Origin of the sequence: Ferrovum myxofaciens (assembly GCF_000735045.1) — a bacterium.
Taxonomy (GTDB): Bacteria; Pseudomonadota; Gammaproteobacteria; order Burkholderiales; family Ferrovaceae; genus Ferrovum; species Ferrovum myxofaciens.
Window position 1 is genome coordinate 1 of sequence record NZ_JPOQ01000137.1, and the last position, 254, is coordinate 254.

The following is a 254-nucleotide window of genomic DNA, read 5'->3' on the forward strand; positions in this document are numbered from 1 at the left end:
TACAAAATTCTTCAAGAAGGAATCGGGTTATCCCACGTTCAAGTCTCGCCGGGACAACCAGTCGTGTTCGTACATGCCAAACGCCTTTGCTTTTCGTGAAGGGAAGTTGACGCTGGCCAAGCATGAGGCTCCTTTGGATATTTGCTGGAGTCGTCCGTTTCCCAAAGGGGCGACGCCTTCTTCGGTTACTGTCACAAGGACTACGGGTGGCAAATTCTATATTTCACTCCTGACCGAAGAAGAAGTCTCGCCCT

The 254-nt window shown here is 50.4% G+C and carries 1 pseudogene; it reads left to right on the plus strand.

Annotated features, from left to right (window positions below):
- Nucleotides 1-73: 73 nt before the first annotated feature.
- Nucleotides 74-254: pseudogene (locus tag IV91_RS19175) on the plus strand (RNA-guided endonuclease TnpB family protein); the annotation flags it as partial.